The sequence below is a fragment of the Caproiciproducens sp. MSJ-32 genome (assembly GCF_018918055.1).
Classification (GTDB): Bacteria; Bacillota; Clostridia; order Clostridiales; family Clostridiaceae; genus Clostridium.
Map to the genome: position 1 here is coordinate 1 of NZ_JAHLPS010000104.1, position 21,577 is coordinate 21,577.

The 21,577-nt window shown below is 28.3% G+C and carries 21 protein-coding genes and 1 pseudogene; 21 read left to right on the plus strand and 1 reads right to left on the minus strand.

What is annotated here, in order from left to right; translation table 11 throughout:
* The 5 genes and pseudogenes from KQI16_RS13125 to rpsA form a co-directional block, all read left to right on the plus strand.
* Nucleotides 1-146, plus strand: a pseudogene (locus tag KQI16_RS13125) (group II intron reverse transcriptase/maturase); the annotation flags it as partial.
* A gap of 192 nt (nucleotides 147-338) precedes the next feature.
* Entirely contained in the window at nucleotides 339-1,262 is a 924-nt protein-coding gene (locus tag KQI16_RS11155; RefSeq protein ID WP_216434481.1) for a 3'-5' exonuclease, read from the plus strand.
* Nucleotides 1,263-1,343: 81 nt separating this feature from the next.
* The gene (locus KQI16_RS11160; protein ID WP_119866142.1) at nucleotides 1,344-1,760 is read left to right on the plus strand and encodes a CBS domain-containing protein; all 417 of its coding nucleotides are present in this window, start codon (nucleotides 1,344-1,346) and stop codon (nucleotides 1,758-1,760) included.
* Nucleotides 1,761-1,785: 25 nt separating this feature from the next.
* A complete protein-coding gene (gene yaaA / locus KQI16_RS11165; protein WP_216434483.1) occupies nucleotides 1,786-2,550 on the plus strand; it encodes a peroxide stress protein YaaA in 765 nt (254 codons plus the stop codon).
* A gap of 59 nt (nucleotides 2,551-2,609) precedes the next feature.
* Entirely contained in the window at nucleotides 2,610-3,755 is a 1,146-nt protein-coding gene (rpsA, locus tag KQI16_RS11170) for a 30S ribosomal protein S1 (RefSeq protein ID WP_216434485.1), read from the plus strand.
* Nucleotides 3,756-3,872: 117 nt separating this feature from the next.
* Here the strand turns inward: rpsA and pyk are convergent, their stop codons facing one another.
* Entirely contained in the window at nucleotides 3,873-5,291 is a 1,419-nt protein-coding gene (gene pyk / locus KQI16_RS11175) for a pyruvate kinase (RefSeq protein ID WP_216434487.1), read from the minus strand.
* A gap of 297 nt (nucleotides 5,292-5,588) precedes the next feature.
* Between pyk and KQI16_RS11180 the strand changes: the two genes are divergently transcribed.
* The 16 genes from KQI16_RS11180 to rplU all read left to right on the plus strand — a co-directional run bounded on the left by KQI16_RS11180 (nucleotide 5,589) and on the right by rplU (nucleotide 21,575).
* On the plus strand, nucleotides 5,589-7,043 hold the full coding sequence (locus KQI16_RS11180) for an aminoacyl-histidine dipeptidase (RefSeq protein WP_216434488.1): 1,455 nt from the start codon (nucleotides 5,589-5,591) through the stop codon (nucleotides 7,041-7,043).
* Nucleotides 7,044-7,126: 83 nt separating this feature from the next.
* Nucleotides 7,127-7,828: an SPOR domain-containing protein gene (locus KQI16_RS11185; protein ID WP_216434490.1), complete on the plus strand. Its 702-nt coding sequence runs from the start codon at nucleotides 7,127-7,129 to the stop codon at nucleotides 7,826-7,828.
* Between the two features lie 210 nt (nucleotides 7,829-8,038).
* Nucleotides 8,039-8,605 carry a Maf-like protein gene (locus KQI16_RS11190; protein WP_216434492.1) on the plus strand — a complete coding sequence of 189 codons (567 nt, stop codon included), beginning with the start codon at nucleotides 8,039-8,041 and terminating at the stop codon, nucleotides 8,603-8,605.
* Nucleotides 8,606-8,659: 54 nt separating this feature from the next.
* Nucleotides 8,660-9,349: a RadC family protein gene (radC, locus tag KQI16_RS11195; protein WP_216434494.1), complete on the plus strand. Its 690-nt coding sequence runs from the start codon at nucleotides 8,660-8,662 to the stop codon at nucleotides 9,347-9,349.
* A gap of 18 nt (nucleotides 9,350-9,367) precedes the next feature.
* Nucleotides 9,368-10,384, plus strand: coding sequence for a rod shape-determining protein (locus KQI16_RS11200; protein WP_216434496.1), 1,017 nt, complete (start codon nucleotides 9,368-9,370; stop codon nucleotides 10,382-10,384).
* Between the two features lie 2 nt (nucleotides 10,385-10,386).
* Complete coding sequence (gene mreC, locus KQI16_RS11205; RefSeq protein WP_216434498.1) at nucleotides 10,387-11,238, plus strand: rod shape-determining protein MreC; 852 nt, start codon at nucleotides 10,387-10,389, stop codon at nucleotides 11,236-11,238.
* 11 nt (nucleotides 11,239-11,249) lie between these two features.
* Nucleotides 11,250-11,741: a rod shape-determining protein MreD gene (mreD, locus tag KQI16_RS11210; protein ID WP_216434500.1), complete on the plus strand. Its 492-nt coding sequence runs from the start codon at nucleotides 11,250-11,252 to the stop codon at nucleotides 11,739-11,741.
* Nucleotides 11,738-14,692 (plus strand): penicillin-binding transpeptidase domain-containing protein, encoded by a 2,955-nt coding sequence (locus KQI16_RS11215; protein ID WP_216434502.1) that lies wholly within the window; start codon nucleotides 11,738-11,740, stop codon nucleotides 14,690-14,692. The genes mreD and KQI16_RS11215 overlap by 4 nt, the downstream gene beginning before the upstream one ends.
* A gap of 244 nt (nucleotides 14,693-14,936) precedes the next feature.
* The gene (minC, locus tag KQI16_RS11220) at nucleotides 14,937-15,575 is read left to right on the plus strand and encodes a septum site-determining protein MinC (protein ID WP_216434504.1); all 639 of its coding nucleotides are present in this window, start codon (nucleotides 14,937-14,939) and stop codon (nucleotides 15,573-15,575) included.
* Nucleotides 15,576-15,593: 18 nt separating this feature from the next.
* On the plus strand, nucleotides 15,594-16,388 hold the full coding sequence (gene minD / locus KQI16_RS11225) for a septum site-determining protein MinD (RefSeq protein WP_216434505.1): 795 nt from the start codon (nucleotides 15,594-15,596) through the stop codon (nucleotides 16,386-16,388).
* 15 nt (nucleotides 16,389-16,403) lie between these two features.
* On the plus strand, nucleotides 16,404-16,664 hold the full coding sequence (minE, locus tag KQI16_RS11230; protein WP_216434507.1) for a cell division topological specificity factor MinE: 261 nt from the start codon (nucleotides 16,404-16,406) through the stop codon (nucleotides 16,662-16,664).
* A gap of 236 nt (nucleotides 16,665-16,900) precedes the next feature.
* Nucleotides 16,901-18,028, plus strand: coding sequence for a rod shape-determining protein RodA (rodA, locus tag KQI16_RS11235; RefSeq protein ID WP_216434509.1), 1,128 nt, complete (start codon nucleotides 16,901-16,903; stop codon nucleotides 18,026-18,028).
* A gap of 132 nt (nucleotides 18,029-18,160) precedes the next feature.
* Nucleotides 18,161-18,613 carry a hypothetical protein gene (locus tag KQI16_RS11240; protein WP_216434511.1) on the plus strand — a complete coding sequence of 151 codons (453 nt, stop codon included), beginning with the start codon at nucleotides 18,161-18,163 and terminating at the stop codon, nucleotides 18,611-18,613.
* Nucleotides 18,614-18,684: 71 nt separating this feature from the next.
* On the plus strand, nucleotides 18,685-19,539 hold the full coding sequence (locus KQI16_RS11245; protein ID WP_216434513.1) for a site-2 protease family protein: 855 nt from the start codon (nucleotides 18,685-18,687) through the stop codon (nucleotides 19,537-19,539).
* Between the two features lie 144 nt (nucleotides 19,540-19,683).
* Nucleotides 19,684-21,132: a ribonuclease E/G gene (locus KQI16_RS11250; RefSeq protein ID WP_216434515.1), complete on the plus strand. Its 1,449-nt coding sequence runs from the start codon at nucleotides 19,684-19,686 to the stop codon at nucleotides 21,130-21,132.
* A 131-nt stretch (nucleotides 21,133-21,263) separates the two neighbouring features.
* Nucleotides 21,264-21,575, plus strand: a complete 312-nt coding sequence (gene rplU, locus KQI16_RS11255; RefSeq protein WP_216434517.1) for a 50S ribosomal protein L21 — start codon at nucleotides 21,264-21,266, stop codon at nucleotides 21,573-21,575.
* The last annotated feature ends 2 nt before the right edge of the window (nucleotides 21,576-21,577 follow it).

Sequence of the window (21,577 nt, forward strand, 5' to 3'; positions counted from 1 at the left end):
ATAACAAAGCGTGGGAATATGCAAACACAAGAAAAGGCTATTGGAGAATATCCAACAGCCCTATATTATCCAGAGCACTAACCAATAAATACCTCAAAGAAATAGGTTTGGTGTCAATAGCTGAAATTTATTCATTTGTACATTAATTTCTATTGAACCGCCGTGTACCGAACGGTACGCACGGTGGTGTGAGAGGACGCTGAATAAAATAATTATTCAGCTCCTACTCGATTTAATGAAAGATAATCAATTTTTCAGAAATATTTGCAAATATAATGAAAAATACTAAAAATAATGGCATAATATACCTAGGAATTAAATTTTGAGGGGTATTGACTATGGCTTTCATAATAATTGATTTAGAATTTAATAATTTAGAAGATATAAAAAAATATAGGCCCAATATATTCGATGAAAATCCAGAACTAAAGGAAGTTGAACTTGATAATGAAATTATAGAAATAGGTGCAATAAAGTTAGATAACTATATGCAGCCTATTAAAGAATATAAAGCATATATAAAGCCTTCAGTTATAAAAGTATTAAATCCTAAAATATCAGAAATTACAAACATACAAGAGGAAGATTTAGAACAAGGTATAAGCTTTAGAGAAGGGATGGATGGATTAAAGGAGCTTATTGATGAAGGGGATATAATTTGTTCTTGGGCTAAAGATGATATTATCGAAATAATAAATAATGCAATATATCATAAATATGAGGATTTAAGTTGGCTGGCTTTATATCTTGATATTCAAGAATATTCAACTAAAATATTGGGAAAAAAGAAAGCATTAAGTTTAAAACATGCCTTAGATGAATTAAAAATAAAAGTTGATGCTGCAAAATTACATGATGCCTTAAATGATGCAATTTATACATCTTTTGTTTTTAAGAGAATTTATAATTCTAGAGCAGTCAGGAATTATATGATTAAGGATATATATAATATGCCAGCCTTGGAAATTAAGAATTTAAATGAGTATACAATAGATAAAACTAAGGTAAGTCAAAAATGTCCAAAATGTAAAATTTCCTTAGAACTTGAATATGAGTTGATTCCATTAAGATGGAGATTTGTATCTCTAGGGACATGCCCTAAGTGTAAAAATAAAATTTTAAATGAGCTTATAATAAAAAGGACTTTTAGTAATGATGAAATATATAAGGAAAATTATTCTTTCTTAGATGAAATTGAATATATTAATTATTGTGATAAGGTAAAAAAAGCAATAATGAAACTTAATAATATGTTAATATAATAATATTTTAAACTATTATATTTTTAAATATGTTAAAATATATATGACCTAGTTAAATAATTTATAGGAGAAGATGAATATATGAATATTGCATTTTTTTTAACGCCTAAAAATGAGGTTATATATGAATATTTAGATGCAACAATGAGACAAGTTATAGAAAGAATGGAGCATCATGGATATACAGCAATTCCTTTAATAGATAAGGAAGGGAAATACGTAGGAACTTTAACTGAAGGTGATTTACTTTGGAAACTAAAAAATACACCAGAATTAAATTTTAAAAATACAGAAAATGTGAGAGTTACTGATATACCTAGAAGAATAAAGCACAAAAGTGTATCAATTAATTCAAACGTAGAAAGCTTGATTTCTTTAGCTACAAATCAAAATTTTGTTCCAGTAGTTGATGACGAAGGAATATTTATTGGAATAATAAAAAGAAGCGATATAATTAATTATTGCTATAATGAGTTAAAGAAAAATAAAAATATATAGAGGCTTAACTAAGGAGGAGATTAACATGATAATAGTCATATCTCCAGCAAAAACTTTAGATTTTGAAAAGAAATATGAAAATTTACCTATGACTAGTCCTAACTTCTTAAATAGATCAAAGGAAATAATGAAGGAGCTGTTGAAATATAATAGTTCTTCCTTAGAAAAGTTAATGAAAATTAGTACAAAATTAGCAAAATTGACTGAGGAAAGAAATGAAAAGTGGACAACTACCTTAGATGGTGCTAAGCAAGCCTTGTTAGCTTTTAGAGGAGAAGTATTTAGAGGCATGGATCCTTTAAGCTTTACTGATGCCGAATTATTTTATGCCAATGATCATCTTAGAATACTATCAGGCCTATATGGAGTTTTAAGACCTTTTGATGGTGTTAATGAATATAGATTAGAAATGGGTACAAAACTAGCTATAGAAGGTAAAAAGAATCTTTATGAATACTGGGGGAAAACTTTAGAAGAAACTATTGCAGAAGAAGTAAAAAAGAGTAGTAGTAAATTGCTTATAAATTTAGCTTCTAAGGAGTACTATAAATCCATTGAAGGTATAGAAAAGAATAAGGAAATAAAGGTTATAACTCCTGTTTTTAAGGAATTAAGAGGAGAGGAGTACAAAATAATAACTATAAATGCTAAAAGAGCAAGAGGTTTAATGACTAGATATATAATACAAAATGAAATCAACGATATAGAAGATATAAAGAAATTTAATTTAGAAGAATATGAATATAATGAAGAATTATCGAATGAAAAAGAATTAGTTTTTACAAGATAATTTATATAAAAAATAATATTTAACAAGAAAGTTTAACGTGTATAAGAGGAGTGAAGAATATGGAAAATGAAATTAGAGAACAAACAATGGAGGATTTACTAAAGGATTTTGATGTAAAGAGAATACATACAGGGGATATTTTAGAAGGAGTTGTAATTGAGGTTAATGATAAAGAAGTAATTGTTAACATTGATTATGCTTTTGATGGAATTATAGCAAAAGAAGATTTAACAGATACAGATAAAAATCCACTAGAAGTTGTAAAAAAAGGAGATAAAATTAAAGTATATGTATTATCACCACATGATGGGGAAGGTTATGTTCAGCTATCAAGAAATAAGGCCTTAGAGATTACAGAAAGAGAAGAGTTGAAAGAGGCTTTTAAAAAAGGAGAAAATATTAAAGTATATGTTAAAGAGGAAGTAAAAGGTGGTTTAGCTGCTTATTATGGAAATATAAGAGTGTTTATTCCTGCTTCTTTAGCTTCAAGAGAAAGAATAGAACTATCTTCACTAATAGGTAAGGAAATAGAAGTCAAAATAATAGAATTAGACTTAAGAAATAAAAAAGTAGTAGCCTCTAGAAAAGTTATTGAAGATACATTATATGAAATAAAAAAGAAAGAACTTTGGGCAAATATTAAAGCAGGAGAAAAAAGAAGCGGTATAGTTGTAAAAATATTAAAAGCTGGAGCAATAGTTGATCTTGGAGGAATAACTGGCTTAATTCATATAAATGATTTAGCTTGGGGAAGAGTGAAAAGAGTTGAAGATGTGGTAAAGCTAGGAGATAAAGTAGAAGTTTTTGTTGGAGAAGTAGATGCAAAAAAGGAAAGAATTTCTTTAATTTTAAAAGATGTAAATAAAGATCCATGGATAACAGAAGTAAATAAAATAAAGGCCGGGGATATAGTAGAAGGTATTGTTGTTAAATTCTTAAACTTTGGAGCCTTTGTTGAATTATTCCCAGGAGTAGAAGGTTTAGTGCATCTTCATGAAATTACAGATGAAAATATAGCTAAACCGTCAGACCTTTTAACATTAGGACAAAAAGTAAAAGTTAAAGTATTAGATATAAATAAGGAAGATAAAAAAATATCATTATCAATAAAAGATGCTGACGAAAAATCTAAGGAATACTTACAATATAATGATGCAGATGAAGGAGTTTCATTAGGAGACCTTTTTGGGAATTTGTTTAAATAGTGTGAAGTTTGGAGTGTGGAGGACTGAGCTTAGTTTTCAGTTATTAGATTTCAAATAAAAGACTGCTGACTCTGTCAGCAGTCTTTTATTTATAATATATTGTAGATTTTCCATTACTTAAAGTTTATAAACTTTAAGCATATTAGTTCCACCTGATTCTGAATTAGCTATTCCAGCAGCAACTACAATATCATCACCTTTTCGAGCAAAGGATAGATTTTCAGCAACCTTTTTAGCTTCTCTTAGTATTTCATCAGTACTATTAAATATTTGGCAGAAGGTAGGGAATACACCAAAGTTCAAGTTTAAGCATCGTCTTACTTCATCATGAGGGGTTATAGCTATAATAGGACATTTAGGTCTATATTTTGATATAAGCTTTGCTGTAGTCCCGCTATTTGTTGCAGCAACTATTACCTTTGCATTTAATAGATTAGAAGTTCTACAAGCTGAATAACTTATTGCCTCAGAAAAAGAAGTTAAAGAAGGTTCCTTAAGTCGTTTATTTAAGTAAATATAATCTAAGTTAGCTTCAGTTTCCAAAGCTATTTTAGACATGGTCTTAGCTGCTTCTATAGGATATAAGCCGCTTGCACTTTCACCGCTTAACATTATTGCATCTGTTCCATCAAAAATTGCATTACATATATCACAGGCTTCTGCCCTTGTTGGAATTGAATTTCTTATCATTGAATCCAGCATTTGAGTAGCAGTTATTACTATTTTTCCGGCTTCATTACATTTTCTTATTATTTGCTTTTGAATTATAGGGACTTTTTCTATAGGTATTTCAACTCCCATATCACCTCTAGCTATCATAATCCCATCAGAAACTTCTATAATGTCATCTATGTTATCTACTCCTTCTTGATTTTCTATTTTAGATATTATTCTAATATTTTCTCCGCTGTTTTCATCTAATACCTTTCTAATATCTAAAACATCTGAAGCCTTTCTAACAAAGGAAGCAGCAATAAAATCAACTTCATTTTTACATCCAAATATTATATCCTCTTTGTCCTTCTCGGTAATGGAAGGAAGGCTTATTTTAGCATTCGGAAGGTTTACTCCCTTGTTGTTTTTAATTATTCCTCCTACCGTAACTTTACATTTAATACTTCTGTCAACTATATCATTAATTTTAAATCTTATTAGTCCATCATCTACTAGTATTTCACCGCCAATATTGACATCTTTATAAAGATCTTTATAAGTAACTGAGCATTTTGAATTATCACCAATTATTTCATCATCGCAAATAAAAGTAAAGTCTTGTCCCTCAAATAATTCAACCCCGTCATTTATAAATTTATGAGTTCTTATTTTAGGGCCTTTAATATCTAATATGATTGCAGTTGGGGAATTCATTTCATTTCTTATCTTTTTAATTAGATCAATTTTTTCTTTATGAGTTTCATGAGTACCATGAGAAAAATTAAGTCTAGCAGCACTCATACCTATTTTAATAAATTCTCTAATAATTTCTTCTTTATCACTGGCTGGGCCAATAGTAAAGATCATTTTTGTTTTTTGCATAAAAGTCACCTCTCACAAACAAATTAAATGAATATTCTGAAAATAATATATAAAAAAAGTGCTAACACTTTTTAGTGCGCAGCTAAGAATTAAATTTAGTCAAAATAAAGTTATACTTTTAATATCTTTTATTTATCTTATCTATGGATTAGTTTTCTCATAATTACTCATTGTTATTGGGTACACTAATAATATAAATTTTGAATTGTAAAAAAGTGTACTACACTTTTTTACTTGTGTTATACTATTTTTATATTATAATTTTAGCATAAATTAGTAAGAAAAGGAGAAAGAAATATGAAAGTTTTAAAAAATCTAGAACCTAAGAAAGTGTTTGAATATTTTGAAGAAATATCTCAAATACCTAGAGGTTCAGGAAATGAGAAACAAATAAGTGATTACTTAGTTGGTGTAGCAAAGAAATTAAATTTAGAAGTAATACAAGATGAGGCTCTAAATGTTATTATAAAAAAACCGGGAACTAAAGGATATGAAAATTCTCCTACTGTTATAATTCAAGGTCATATGGATATGGTTTGTGAAAAGAACAAAGGTGTAGATCATGATTTTGAGAAAGATCCTATAAAGCTTAGAATAATAGATGATATGATTTATGCTACCGATACAACTCTTGGGGCAGATAATGGTATAGCAGTAGCTTATGCTTTAGCACTATTAGATTCTACAGATATTCCTCATCCACCATTAGAAATATTATTAACTACAGATGAAGAAACAGGAATGTCTGGAGCTATGGCTGTTTCAAGGGAGCATTTAAAAGGTAAGTTATTAATTAATTTAGATAATGAAGAGGAAGGAGACTTTTTAGTAAGCTGTTCCGGAGGAATTAGAAGCAAATTTGAACTTTCTGCTGAGTTAGAAGATAGGGCTGATAATACGTCCTTAGTAGATATTTCAATTAGTGGCTTAAAGGGTGGCCATTCAGGAATGGATATAATAAAGGAAAGAGGAAATTCTAATAAATTATTAGGAAGAGTTCTAAAAAATTTATTATCTGAAGTTGATTTTAGATTAGTTTCCCTTAATGGTGGTTCAAAGGATAATGCAATTCCAAGAGAAGCTGATGCTTTAATAGTAATAAAAGAAAGTGAAGTAGAGAAATTAGAGAAACTAGCAAATAAGTGGCAGGAAATATTCTTTAATGAATTAAAGGTTCAAGACCCAGGAGTAAAAGTTAAAATTTCTGAAGTTAAGGAAGAAATAAGTCGAGTATTTACAAAGGATTCAACTGAAAAGGCCATTAATTTATTATATTTAATTCCTAATGGTATAGATACAAAGAGTCCTACAATAAAGGATTTAGTACAAAGCTCAACTAACTTAGGAGTTGTAAGAACAGAAAATAATAAAGTTCATTATGATAGTGCTATAAGAAGTTCAGTAGAGTCTTTAAAGGAAGAAATAGTAATAAGAAGCAAAACTATTGCAGAAATTATTGGCTGCAAGTTTGAAACAACTGCAAATTATCCTGGTTGGGAGTATAATCCAGATTCTAAGCTTAGGGAATTATGTTTAGATGTTTATAAGAGAATGTATGGAAAAGATGGAAATATAGTTGCAATTCATGCAGGAGTAGAATGTGGACTATTTAATGAAAAGTTAGGCGGCTTAGATATGATTAGTTTTGGACCAGATTTATTTGATGTTCATACTCCAGAAGAGCATATGAGCATAAAATCAGTTCAAAATGTTTGGGAATACTTAAAGGAAGTTTTAAAAGAACTTAAATAAAAGTGCTTGTCACTTTTTTACATAATGAATATTATTATCTTCTCCTGAATATATATTAGTAAGAAAAAGAAGGGGAGGATAAAATGAAGTACACAAAATATAATTATAAAAAGAAAAATGAAGGAATAAAGTTTTTTTCATCAATACTTATTACTACGGTTATTGCAATAACTATTGGTGCTGCAGGGGCTTGGGTAATAATGAAATTTTTGCCAGAACCCTTTGATTTAGATACAGAACCTATAGTAAACACTAGTAATGATACAGAAGTTAGTGAAAGTTCTAATATAAAAAGTTTTTATTTGATTCAATGTGGGTATTTTTCTAAAGAAGAAAATGCAAATCTTATTTTAAGTAAAATTAAGAGTGACTTTAACGCTTTTATAGTTAAGGATGAAGCGGAAAAATTTAAGGTTATTGGAGCTATAACAGGAGAAAAGCAAAGTTCTGAAGTTATAAGTATGTTAAATGGAAAGAATATTGAAAATGCTAAATTTAAGGTAACTTTAGATGAAGGTAATATAGACGAAAATCAATTAGCAGCAATAATAGAAGGGCATTTAGAAATATTAAATACTGCTTATAAAACAGAAGTAAAAGAAGTTGCTACTAATGATTTTAAAGAATGGATAAATACATTGGAAGAAGTTAAGGAAGGAAAGTATTTAGAGCTTTTAAAAGAATATAAAGAACATATAAAAAATATGCCTGAAAAAATAAACAAAGAAAATATGTCTGAAGAGAATGTATATTTATATAATGTTTTAAGCAAGATTAAAAAATAGCATGGATATTGATACCAAAAATATTACAAATTAATAAAAATTAAATAAAGAAGGTAAAAGCTACTTGTTTGGAATCTTATATAATGTTAAACTATATAAAGATTGATACAAGTAGCTTTTGATGCGTGTTAATGACTGTTTTAGCTAATAATTAAAAGCTAAAAAACACAAACTAAAAGCAGTCTATTAATTAAATAGGATGTGGTAAAAGTGAAGTATATCTTAGCTTCAGCTTCAGCAAGACGACAAGAATTATTAAGAAGAATAGTGAAGGACTTTGATATTATTGTAAGTGATTTCGATGAAACAGGAATTTTATTTAATGGTGATATAGAAAAATACGTTATAGATTTAGCATCTGGTAAGGCCTTAAAGGTTAAAGAAAAAATAAAAGAAGATGCTATAATAATTTCTGGAGATACCGTTGTTGCCTTAGAAAATAATATATTGGGAAAACCTAAGGATGCAGATGATGCATTTAATATGTTAAAGTTATTAAGCGGCAAGGTACATAGAGTTTATTCTGGATTAGTAGTTTATAATACTTCAAATAATAAATTTGAAAAAGAATCTTTATGCACTGAAGTTAAGTTTTCAGATTTAACTGATGAAGAAATTATTTCGTACATAAAAACAGGAGAGCCTCTTGATAAGGCTGGAGCCTATGGAATACAAGGTTATGGCGGCGTCTTCGTAGAAAAGATAAATGGATGTTTCTATAATGTTGTAGGAATGCCATTAAATTTATTGAATAAAATGCTAAACAAGGTTAAATAATATAATTTATGGGTATATTTCTAATAAATAAATTATTATTTTAGAGGAGACGCTATGAATAATAATATTAAAATTAGAGATATTCCAGCAGAAGAAAGACCAATAGAAAAGTTGCTTTTAAATGGACCAGAAGCATTAAATAATGCAGAACTGCTTGCTGTTATTTTAAGAACTGGTACTAAAGGAGAAAATGTTATTTCCTTAAGTACAAGATTACTTTCAGAATTTGAGGGACTAAATGGTTTATTAAATACAGGACTTAGTGATATAAAAAGAATAAAGGGAATAAAAAATATAAAAGCAAGTCAAATCTTAGCTATGGGAGAACTATTTAGGAGATTCAATAGTCTTAGGGCAATAAAAAATAATCAAAGAATATCTTCTCCGAAGGATGTAGCAAATCTTTTAATTAATGAGATGAGTGATTTAAAACAGGAAATTCTTAAATTAATAATGCTTGATACTAAAAACAATATTTTAGGAATAAAAGATGTTTTTAAGGGAAGTTTAAATAGTTCAATAGTTCATCCAAGGGAAATATTTAATGAAGCATTAAAGAAAAGCAGTTCAAGTATAATAATATGTCACAATCATCCTTCAGGAGATCCTACTCCAAGTAAGGAAGATATAAACATTACAATTAGAATAAAGGAATGTAGCAAAATTATAGGAATTGATCTTTTGGATCACATTATAGTAGGAAAGAAGAAGTTTATAAGCTTAAAAGAAAAAGGAATAATATAAGCGAAAGGGGAATTCACGATGGGATTATTTAGTAGAAATAAAGACATGGGGATAGATTTAGGTACAGCAAATACTTTAATATATGTTAAGGGAAAAGGTATAGTTTTAAATGAACCTTCAGTTGTTGCTATAAATACTACAACAAGAAAGCCTTTAGCAGTTGGAGCGGAAGCAAAATTAATGATAGGTAGAACTCCGGGAAATATAGTTGCCATAAGACCATTAAAGGATGGAGTAATAGCAGATTTTGATATATCTCAAACAATGCTTAAGAAATTTATTGAAAAGGTAACAAGCAAGAGTTCTTTTACAAGCCCAAGAATAATAGTTTGTTATCCATCAGGAGTAACAGAAGTTGAAAGAAGAGCAATAGAAGAGGCAGCAAAATTTGCAGGAGCAAGAGATGTTGTTCTAATGGAAGAACCAATGGCAGCAGCAATAGGAGCAGGATTACCAGTTGGTGAACCAACAGGAAGTATGATAGTTGATATTGGTGGAGGTACAACAGAAGTTGCAATAATTTCATTAGGAGGAATTGTAACAAGCAAATCTTTAAGAGTTGCTGGGGATGAATTAGATCAATCAATTATTAATTACATAAAGAAAGAATTTAACTTAATGGTGGGAGAAAGAACCGCTGAACAAGTAAAAATGGAATTAGGTTCCGCTTATAAAGTAGATGAGGAAGAAAGAAGTATGGAAATTAAGGGTAGAGATATGATAACAGGTCTTCCAAAGACAGTTACTATTTCAGAAGATCAAGTTAGAGAAGCTTTAAAGGAGCCGGTTTATGCAATAATCGAAGCTATTAAAACAACTCTTGAAAAAACACCACCAGAATTATCAGCAGACATAATGGAAAAGGGAATAATGTTAGCTGGCGGTGGAGCTCTTCTTAGGGGATTAGATATGTTAATAAATAAAGAAACTAATATGCCTGTTCATATAGCAGAATCACCACTTGATTGCGTAGCTTTAGGAGTAGGTAAGGCATTAGATGACTTTGATGAATTAAGTAGGAGCCAAAGAGTATAAAAATGAAGTTCTTTAAAAATAAACTGGCAGTTACTATTATAGTGCTGTCAGTTACATTTTTAGGTTTAATAATATATACATCTAATAGCAGTCAAAAAGATGCTGCTTCAAGTGGTGTAGCAACTTTAACCAATCCCCTACAAAAAGTGCTTCATAATATGAATAATAGATTAAAAACAACGGTAGATTTTTTTCTTAATTTTTCAGAAGTGAAAGAGGAAAATAAGAAATTAACAAAAGAGAATATTGACTTGAAAAATAAATTAATAGAATATAATAAGCTAAAAGAAGAAAATGATAGACTAAGAGAAATTTTAAACTTTTCAAATTCAAAAAATAAGTATGACTATATAGGTAGTGAAATAATTGGCTATAGTGGAGAAAGTTTTTCAAAAGGATACATTATAGATAAGGGAGAAAAAGATGGACTTGCAAAGGATATGGCCGTTATTTCAAATAAGGGATTAGTTGGCAAAATAACAAGTGTAGGAACAAATTGGGCAATTGTTGAAAGTTTAATAAGCGAAAATATTTCAGTAGCAGTAATGGTAGAAAGTACAAGGGAAACTACAGGAATTTTAAGTGGTTACAAGAATTACAATAGTGAAAATTTAGCCGTAGTTACAAATCTACCAATAAATTCAGAAATAAAAGAAGGTGATGTTATCCTAACATCAGGCCTTGGACAAATATATCCTAAAGAAATTAGAATTGGAGAAGTTATTTCAGTTGAAACTGATGAAGTTAAAGTTATGAAAAAAGCTATAGTAAGACCATATGTGGATTTTAATAAGCTAGAAGAAATTTTTGCTGTTGTTCCTAAGGAAACGAGAGATATAAAATATGAAAATTAGAGGTTAATAAAATGAAAAAGAGGGTTATTATTTTAATTTCAATTCTACTATTAATTCTAGATAATGCACTTATGCCATTTTTAGCTATCAATGGTTCATATCCGAAGCTGCTTTTTATTTTTGCTTTGGCTTATTCTATAATAAATGGTAGAAAAGAAGCTGTTTTCATAGGAACTTTTACAGGAATTTTACAAGATATATATTTTTACAATCTTTTTGGAATAAATAGCCTTATAAATTTATTTCTTTGTCTTTTAGCAGCTATTATAGGAGAAAATATTTATAGAGAAAAAAGATTAATACCTGTAATATCATCTATATTTATCTATATATTGAAAGTATTTGCTATATATATTATTTTTAAGCTTTTAGGAAAAACCATAGATATAAAAATAGGAATATATTCCGCTCTATATAGCAGTGTGTTTATGTTTTTTGGATATAATTATATTTTTAAGCTTTGTAATAATGAATATGAGAAGATTAATTGGAGGTTTAAATGATAGTAAATAAACCTAAAAAGAAAAAGAAGATTTCAAGATACACTGTTTTAAATATTATAATGGGACTACTTTTCTCAGCTATTGTTTTAAAGCTTTTATATATTCAAGTTTATAAGCATGCAGAATATAAAGAAAAGGCAGATGTAGGATCAACTAGATTCATATCGGAAAAGGCTCCAAGAGGAAAGATTTATGATAGTGAGGGTAATGTTTTGGCGACTAATATTCAAACCTATACCTTGACTTATACTAAACCTAGTGATGACAGTGAAGATTTTTATTCAACAATGGATGAAGTTTTTCAAATCTTAGCTGATAATAATGAGGAAGTTGAAGATGATTTACTTTTAAAAATAGATAGCAGCGGAAAGTTTTATTTTGATTTTAAAACAGATGATTTAGATACTAAAAAACTTCTTGAAATTAGATTTAAAAGAGATAGAGGATTAAATGAAAAAATTGAAAAAGAATTATTTCCTGATAACAAGGAAGATTTAACAGATAAGCAAACCGAAGAAGTTAATAATGAACTTTTAAAAATATCAGCAGAAGAAACTTTCTATGAATTAGTAAAATTATATAACTTGGAAGAAGTGGTAAATAAAAAGCCTATTAAAGAAGAAGGCGAAAGTGATGAAGCTTACGAAGCGAGATTAGACGATTATAATGAAAAAATGGAAAGTTATGAAGAAAAATCAGGAAAAGAAATTTTCAATGAGTTAATAGAAAATGGATATTCCGTAGAGAAAATAAGAAGTTATGTGGTAGTAAAGGATGCTATAAAAATATCTAGTTTTCAAGGGGCTAGATCTGTAGATATAGCAACTAATATAAAAAAAGATACTGCTTTTATAATATATCAAAAATCAAACAATTTACCAGGAATAGATGTAGTTATTGAACCTATAAGATTTTATCCTTATAATAATTTAGCCTCTGCAGTTCTAGGATATTTATCAAAAATAAATAGCTCAAATGAAGAAAATTATGAATTAAGAGGTTATGATGCTTCTACAGATTTAATTGGTGTTTCAGGAATTGAAGCTGCCTTTGAAGACCAATTAAGAGGCACTAAAGGCGGTGGAACAGTAAAGGTAAATTCAAAGGGTAAGATTACAGAAGAATTATTTAAGCTAGATTCTTATCCAGGAAATAATGTTCATTTAACTATAAATAAAGATGTTCAATATGCAGCTGAGCAAGCTATGAAGGATACTATGGAACGTATAATGCGTCAAGGAATTTCTTCTAATGCAACAAGAGGGGCTGTAGTAGCTATTGAAGTAAATACTGGCAGGGTAATTGCAATGGTTAGTTATCCAACTTATGACCCAAATATATTTTCTATACCAGGCAGATTAACAGATGAACAGTATCAAACATATTTTGATCCAGATATAGAAAGTTTTGCAAAAGAGTATATGCAAAGAACTGGTGCAACTGGAAATCTTGATGAACTGTTTCCTATAGATGAAGTGACCGGGAAAAGATATGATAATATAGACGTATACCCAAAGCCATTCTTTAATTATGCTACTCAAGGATTACTGCCTCCTGGTTCAACCTTTAAGCCTCTTACGGCGATAGCATCTTTAATGGAAGGAGTAGTATCTCCTTATGAATATATAAATGATTCTAGTGGTACTTGGGATAAAACAGGGATAGTCCTTAGAAACTTTCAAGGTGCTGCTAATGGACCTACAGATGTAAGAAAAGCCTTAGAAGTTTCTTCAAACGTATTTTTCTATGAGATGGGATATAGATTATGGAAAAATAATGGTGGCCAAATAGAGGATCTAAATAATTTGGCAAAATATGCTTATAAGTTTGGGTTAGGAGCTGAATTTGGTACAGAAAATCCATCTACTGGAGTTCAAATTGAAGAAAATTTCGGTCAGGTTTATAATTTTCAATCTTGGAAAAAGCAAGTTATTGATACGCCTTTATACACATTAGTAGCTGGATTAAAGTCTGGATATTTTATAAATCATAGTTTTATTCCTTTAAATATAGAAGATAATGATAATGATTCTGATGAGCTTAGAGAAGCAAAAATAGAATTAAAATCAAAAATTAAAGAGATTTTACAAAAGGTTGGAACTGATGAAGAAATTACAGATACTGAAGTAATTTCTGCAGATTTACTTCCATATATAAAAAGGATAATGGAAGTTTCTGATGAATTTAAGGAAAACTTAAAATCAGTTTCAGAGAAAAGCAATGTGGATATTAATGAGGAAGCAGAGGAGATATCCCTTACAATTTCGGAATATTTAGTTTTTACTTTGGCTTTTGATATTAAAAATGAAGCTCAGATTGTAAATAGTGCTATTGGGCAAGGGATGAATAACTTTACTCCATTACAAATGGCAAATTATGTTGCTACTTTAGCTAGTGGTGGAGTTAGACATAAAGTAACCTTAGTTGATAAAATAACATCACCTACTGGAGAAGTTATTAAGGAATTTAAGCCGGAAGTTGTAGATAAAATAGACATACCAGAAAGTTATTTAGCTCTTGTTAAAGAGGGGATGTACAGAGTTAATACAAGCCCAAGTAATGGGGTTGCTTATCAATCTTTTGCAAATTTTCCTATTAAAGTTGGAGGAAAAACAGGTACTGCAGACTTTGCAAATGATGATGCTGTGTATCAAAAACAAGGCAGAAAAGCTTACGGTAATTATATAAGTATGGCACCCCTTGATAATCCACAAATAGCAATTTTTTCAACAATTTATGATGGAAGTAAGGGTAGTGAAGCTGCTACCATTCATAAGGCAATTTATGAAGCATATTTTAAGGAAGAATTATTGAAAATTGATCCAAACTATGCTTCAAAATCAGAATCTTTTAGAAAGTATGTTTTAGAATCACCATTAAAAGATAATAAAAATGATTCTATAAAACTAGAAAATCAAAATACAGACATGACAACAGAAAATCAACAATAAAATTAAAAGTGCTACGTATATAAGAAATACGTAGCACTTTTTAACTTAAAATGCAGATTATAATGAATAATTTTATTAAATTTAAAACTATGTCTAAATAAATTAAAATTTTAGGATTGATATACTTTTATATAATTTAATTATAAAATATGTAAAAAAATGTTGTTATGTGATATAATTGAAGAGTATAATTATATTCAAGAATATAAAGCAATATTTATTTAGAATTGGTGGAGGGAAGCCAATGAAGGATGATAGGATTCAGATAAAAGGCACTAAGGATGGAATTAATGCCAAAATTTATATAGATAAGTTTGTAAATTTTGATGAGATGTTAGAAGTTTTATTAAGTAAGTTATCCTCAGGGAAAAGTTTTTATAAGGGCGCTACTATTAATATAATTTCTAACTTGAAAAGCTTTAGTGAAGCTCAAATTGAGAAATTGAAGGACCTTTTATTTGAAGAAATACAAATAAGGGAATGCATCTTTGAAGAATTAGCAGCAGAAAAAGAAGAAAGTAAAATTTTTAATGGTGTATATGAAGGAAAAACAAAATTTATAAAGAAAACTATAAGAGGCGGACAGCTTGTTAAATACCATGGCAATATAGTGATTATTGGAGATGTTAACAATGGAGCAGAAGTATATGCAGGTGGTAATATTGTTGTTTTAGGAAGTGTTAAAGGGCATGTATATGCAGGTGTTGGAGGAAATAGAAAGGCTATTGTTTCAGCAATCAACTTACAGCCAGAAATACTTCAAATAGCAGATATTTTAACAAGGGCACCAGAAGATGGGGTTAAACCATCATATCCGGAATTAGCAAAAATTAAGGGGGATACTATAGTAGTTGAACCTTATTTACCAAAGAAATATATTTAGCGTTGGAGGGAGAATAAAATGGGAGTTTCTATAGTAATTACGTCAGGTAAAGGTGGAGTTGGAAAAACAACAACAACAGCCAATTTAGGTACAGCATTAGCAGCTTTAGGAAAAAGAGTAGTAGTTGTTGATGGAGATACTGGTTTAAGGAATTTAGATGTATTAATGGGACTTGAAAATAGAATAGTTTATACTATAACAGATGTTTTTGAAAATAGGTGTAGGCTTAAGCAGGCTTTAATAAAAGATAAAAGATATCAAAATCTTTTCCTATTGCCTACAGCTCAAACAAAGGATAAGGATGATGTTAGACCACAAGATATGCTTAAATTAGTTAATGAGCTAAAAGAAGATTTTGATTATGTTTTAATAGATTGTCCTGCTGGAATAGAACAAGGTTTTGAAAATTCAGTTATAGGAGCTGATAAGGCAATAGTAGTTGTAAATCCAGAAATAACATCAGTAAGAGATGCTGATAGAGTTATTGGAAAACTTGACGCAAAGGGATTAGAAGATCATGCGGTAATAGTTAATAGGTTGAATTATGAAATGGCTCAAAAGGGAGATATGCTAGATGTTTCTGATATAATAGAAACTTTATCAGTTGAGCTTTTAGGAGTTGTACCAGATGATAAAAATATTACTATTTCAACTAATAAAGGAGAACCAATAGTACTTGATGAAAAAGCATTAGCAGGACAAGCATTTAAAAATATTGCAAGAAGAATAACAGGGGAAAAAGTACCACTATTAGATTTAAATGCAGGTGGTGAAGGTTTCTTTGCAGTATTGAAAAAGATATTTAAACGTTAAAAGGGGGAAGTGAAGGTGGATTTTTTTAGAAGATTTTCAAATAAACCAACGCCTAAAGAGGTTGCTAAGGATAGATTAAAATTAATACTTATTCACGATAGAGGGGATTTACCTCATGAAACCCTAGAAAAAATAAAAACTGAAATTTTAGAAGTAATATCTAAATATATAGAAATAAATTCTGATGATGTTGAAATAGCAGTAAGTAAACCTGAAACTATAGATGGAAATAGTCCAGCATTAGTTGCTAATATTCCGATTAAAAATGTGAAATAACTAAAGTAATAATGTAATATGACTTTTTTGCTTTTGAAAATCTAATTAAATACTAAATTTATGACAAGATGTTTATCAACTTTTGTTAGATAGCATCTTCTTTTTTTTAGTTGAAATCAATGATTATTTGAATGATGTAAATGGAAATAAAATATTAATTAATATTTTATTAAAGTTATTTTAATTAGTTAAAATATTATATATAATAGACTTTAGGTTACTAATGGAGGTGAGTTATGTTATCACAATTTAAATTAAATTTTAAACTTTTAAAAGAAATAGATAAGCCGATTCTATTTTCTGTAATCACCTTGATGATTTTTGGAATAATAAATATATATTTAGCAAGTCATGCGGAATACGGAAACTTGTTTTTAATTAGACAGTCAATATGGTTTGTAGTAACTCTAGTAGCATTATATTTTGTTATTGCCATAGATTATACCTTGTTAAAGGCATATACTCCTATATTTTATTGGGGATCAATATTTCTTTTGATTATAACTATGTTTATAGGTACAGATATAAATGGAGCTAGAGGATGGATAAGATTAGGACCCTTATCTTTTCAAGCATCAGAGGTAGCCAAGATAGCAACTATTATGATGCTTGGTAAAACTTTAGAAGATATGAATGGAAGTATTAATGAATGGAAGAACTTTTTAACTATGGCTTTTTATTCAATAATTCCTGCCATTTTTATAGTAATTCAGCCTGATATGGGAATGACAATGGTATTATTTTTTATTGTTGTTGGTATTTTTTTTATAGCAGGTCTTGATATTAGGTTCTTTATTGTTGGATTTTCTGCTTTAGCTATAGGTATAGTGTTAGTTTTTAATTTAGATATAATACATACATATCAAAAGAAAAGATTAACTTCTTTCTTAAATCCAGAAGCTGATATGTCTGAATCTGGATATCAATTAAGACATGCATTGATAAGTATTGGAAATGGCGGAATTCTTGGACTTCAGGGCTCGAAATCTAAAGAGAGTATAGTAGGATATGCAGCTCAATATGTTCCAGAAGTACAAACAGATTTTATATTTTCAAGTATTGGAGAACAATGGGGGCTTGTAGGCTGTTTATTTTTACTTTCATTATATGGAATACTTATTTATAGAATGATTGCAATAGCAAGAACGGCAAAGGATACTTTCGGTTCAATTATTTGTGTAGGATTAGTATCTTATTTATTATTTGCAATACTTCAGAATATTGGTATGAATATTGGCTTAGTGCCTATTACAGGTATAACTCTTCCATTAATAAGTTACGGAGGAACATCACTATTAACTACTGTAATGTCAATAGGATTAGCAATAAATGTGGGAATGAGAAGAAAGAAGATTAGATTTTAATATTTGAGAGTGATATGCAAAATTTTGTATATCACTCTTTTTTTTATTACAGAATCAATAATTTGGAGTCCATATAGCATAAAATATAAAGTAAAAAAATATAAATACAGTATTGAGAAATGAGGTGATAGCTTGATTAAATATGCAAATGAATATAATGAATATTATAATAAACTGAAAGAACGAGTAAGAGTTAAAATAGCCCAAAATACAGAAAGAAAAAATAAAAAAGGAGATATATATCCTAAAAGAAGAAATAATTATGGGTATAGTTATAAAACTCCAATTTATTCTTCATTAAAAAATGATAAAAAATCTATTACTTTTTTTGAAAAGCTTACTATAAAATCAGTAATAGCTTTAATTTTGCTTACAGGATTAGTTTCACTAAAAATAATTCCAAGTCCTGAAGCTAAGAATATTTATACCCTTATAAAAAAAGAAATAAATAGAACTTATGACCATAAAGTTATTGATAACTATTTAGATAAAATAGGAATAGATACAGATAAACTTGGAGAAGTTTTCCAGGAAAAGTATAGAGAAGTTATAGAGGCTCTCAATATACAAAGAGATACAGATTAAAATTATTATAGACAAATAATGAATAATAGAAGGTGATTGTTAGAGAAAGAGCAATTTTTAGGGAGATATAGATGAAAAAAGATACAAAAAAAATAGTAGCGGAAATAATATTAATTCTATTAGCCTGTATCAGTAATAATGAATTACTATTTGCACTTTTATGGGTATTATTACATGAAGTTGCTCATATGCTTATTGCATTAAAATTTGGATGTAAATTTCATAATTTAGAAGTTCATATTTTTGGTGTAAAAGCTGAACTTTCAGATATTGATGCATTGAAGGATAATGAAAAGATATTAGTATATTTAGCTGGGGTTATTTTAAATATAGTTGCTGCCTTATTATTTTATTTGCTTTATAGGATTTACCCTTGGGAGTTTTTAATTATAAGTGCAAGATTAAATATAGGCTTAGCATTTTTTAATTTATTACCTGCTTATCCATTAGATGGTTCCAGAATATTTGAAATTATACTATCAAAAAAATATATTTATAAAAAATCTCAAAAGATAATAATTTATACAAGCTATATAATTGCTATAGTTTTTGTATTAACGGATATATACATATACTATTGGTTTAAGAAAATAAACTTTACTATGCTTATTGCAGCATTAATAATTTTTTATATTACTCAACTAGAGAGAAAAACCTATATGTATATAACTATGGGAAATATTATAAAAAAGAGAAAAAGGCTTCTTAAAAATAAGTATATAGAAAATAAAACAATATCAGTTTATTATAACCAAGGTCTAATTAATGTTTTATCTTTGGTAGATAGAAATAAATTTAATACTTTTTACATTTTAGATGATGATCTTCATTTAATTTATATTCTAAATGAAGACGAATTGATAGAAGCCCTTAAAATTTATGGAAATATTTCAATTATTGAATATATTAAGAAGATAAATAAATAGAAAAGTCTGCTTATAAAATTTAGGCAGGCTTTTTCTTCTTTATAATAGTCAATTGTTAATTAAATTTTACTGTGCTAGAATATTTAAAGTACGAAGAGCTTTAAAGATTTTGCTTACAAAATATAAAATTTAGGAAGTGAGCTTATGAGAGAAATTTTTGTTGAGAGAAATAATAATTTATTAAGAATTGGAATAAAGGATAAAGGAAAATTAAATAGATGTTTTGTTGAAGAAATAAATGAAGAGCCTAATATAGGGGAAATATATAAGGGAAGGGTTAAAAATATAATCCCTGCAATAAATTCTATATTTATTGATATTGGTTTAAATAAGGAAGCTTATATGTATTATAGTAAGGATCTAATCAAGGAAGGAATTAAAAAAGGTGATGAACTGTTAGTTGAGATAATTAAGGAACCAGTTAATAATAAGGGAGCAAAGGTTAGTAAAAATATTAGTATTCCAGGAAGATACTTGGTGTTAACCTTAGGAGGAAAAGGAATAAATTTTTCAAAAAGAATTAACAGTGAAGAAGAAAAAGGAAGAATTAAAAGTGTTTTAAAAGATATTGAGGGATATGGAATAACAGTAAGAACAGAAGCTGTTCATGCTAGCGAAGAAGCTCTTCTTTTAGAAAAGGAAGAACTGCTTTTTGAAATGGAAAACATTATAAAAAAATTAAATTATAGTTTAAAACTAGGGAAGGTTTATGGAGAAAATATAATATTGAATAAAGTTATAAAGGAAAATTTAAATAATGAATGTAAAATTATTCTAAATAATGAAGCTGATTATATAGAAATTAAGAACCTAGTTGAAAAATATAATAATATAGAAATAGAAAAATATGATGGTTTAAGAAGTTTATTTGACCTATATGATATAGAAAAGGAAATTTTAAAGTTAAGACATAAAAAAGTTTCCTTAAATTGTGGTGGAAATATAATAATAGATAAAACTGAAGCTATGTATGTAATAGATGTTAATAGCGCTAAAAATATAAAAGGAAATAATTTTAATAAAACAATAATGGAAACTAATATAGAAGCTGCAAGGGAAATAGGAAAGCAGATATTATTAAGAAATCTCGCAGGAATAATAATAGTAGATTTTATAGCAATGAGAGATTTTTCTCAGAAGGTTGAAGTTATGAATGTTTTAAAGGAGGCTTTAAAGGAAGATAAAGGTAATGTTAAAATTTTTCCTTTCACAGACTTGGATTTAGTTCAAATTTCTAGAAAAAGAAGAGGAAAGTCTATTTATGAATATTTAGAAGAGCCTTGCAAGAGGTGTAATAGTGAAGGATATGTTTTAAAAATATCCTATATAGAAAATTTAATTAGAAATAAGATAATTAAATCACTAGAGGAAAGTTCCATAACTTCCTTTTATATAGAATTAGATAGAAATTATGAAGAGATAGTCAGGGGAGATATTTTTAACTTTTTGAAAAATATTGATGGCTTAGATAAAGAAATATATTTAAATTTTGTTGATGGAATTGAAGGATATAAAGTTGAGCCAATAATATTTAATAATCAAAAAGAAAACTTAAAAATATATAAAATTAATGAAATAGAAAAATATGAATAAATTTTCTTTACAAGCAACATAATATTGTGGTACAATATCAGATGTTAAACCGCACATAAGAGGTTTTTTATAAACAAAGTTTCGAACTTTGTACCTTGGTTGGCGAGACCGTAAATAGAGGAGGTGTTTTAATGTACGCAGTAGTAGCTACTGGAGGAAAACAATACAGAGTTAAGGAAGGAGATGTAATCTTCGTAGAAAAACTTAACGCTGAAGTTGACTCAACAGTTGAATTAACAGATGTATTAGCTGTTTCTAATGGTGAATCTTTAAAAGTTGGTGCACCACTTGTAGAAGGAGCTAAGGTTGTTGCTAAAGTTCTTGCTCAAGGCAAAGCTAAGAAAATTATAGTTTTCAAATATAAGCCAAAGAAGGATTATAGAAGAAAGAACGGACACAGACAACCATATACTAAATTAGTAATTGAAAAGATTGAAGCTTAATT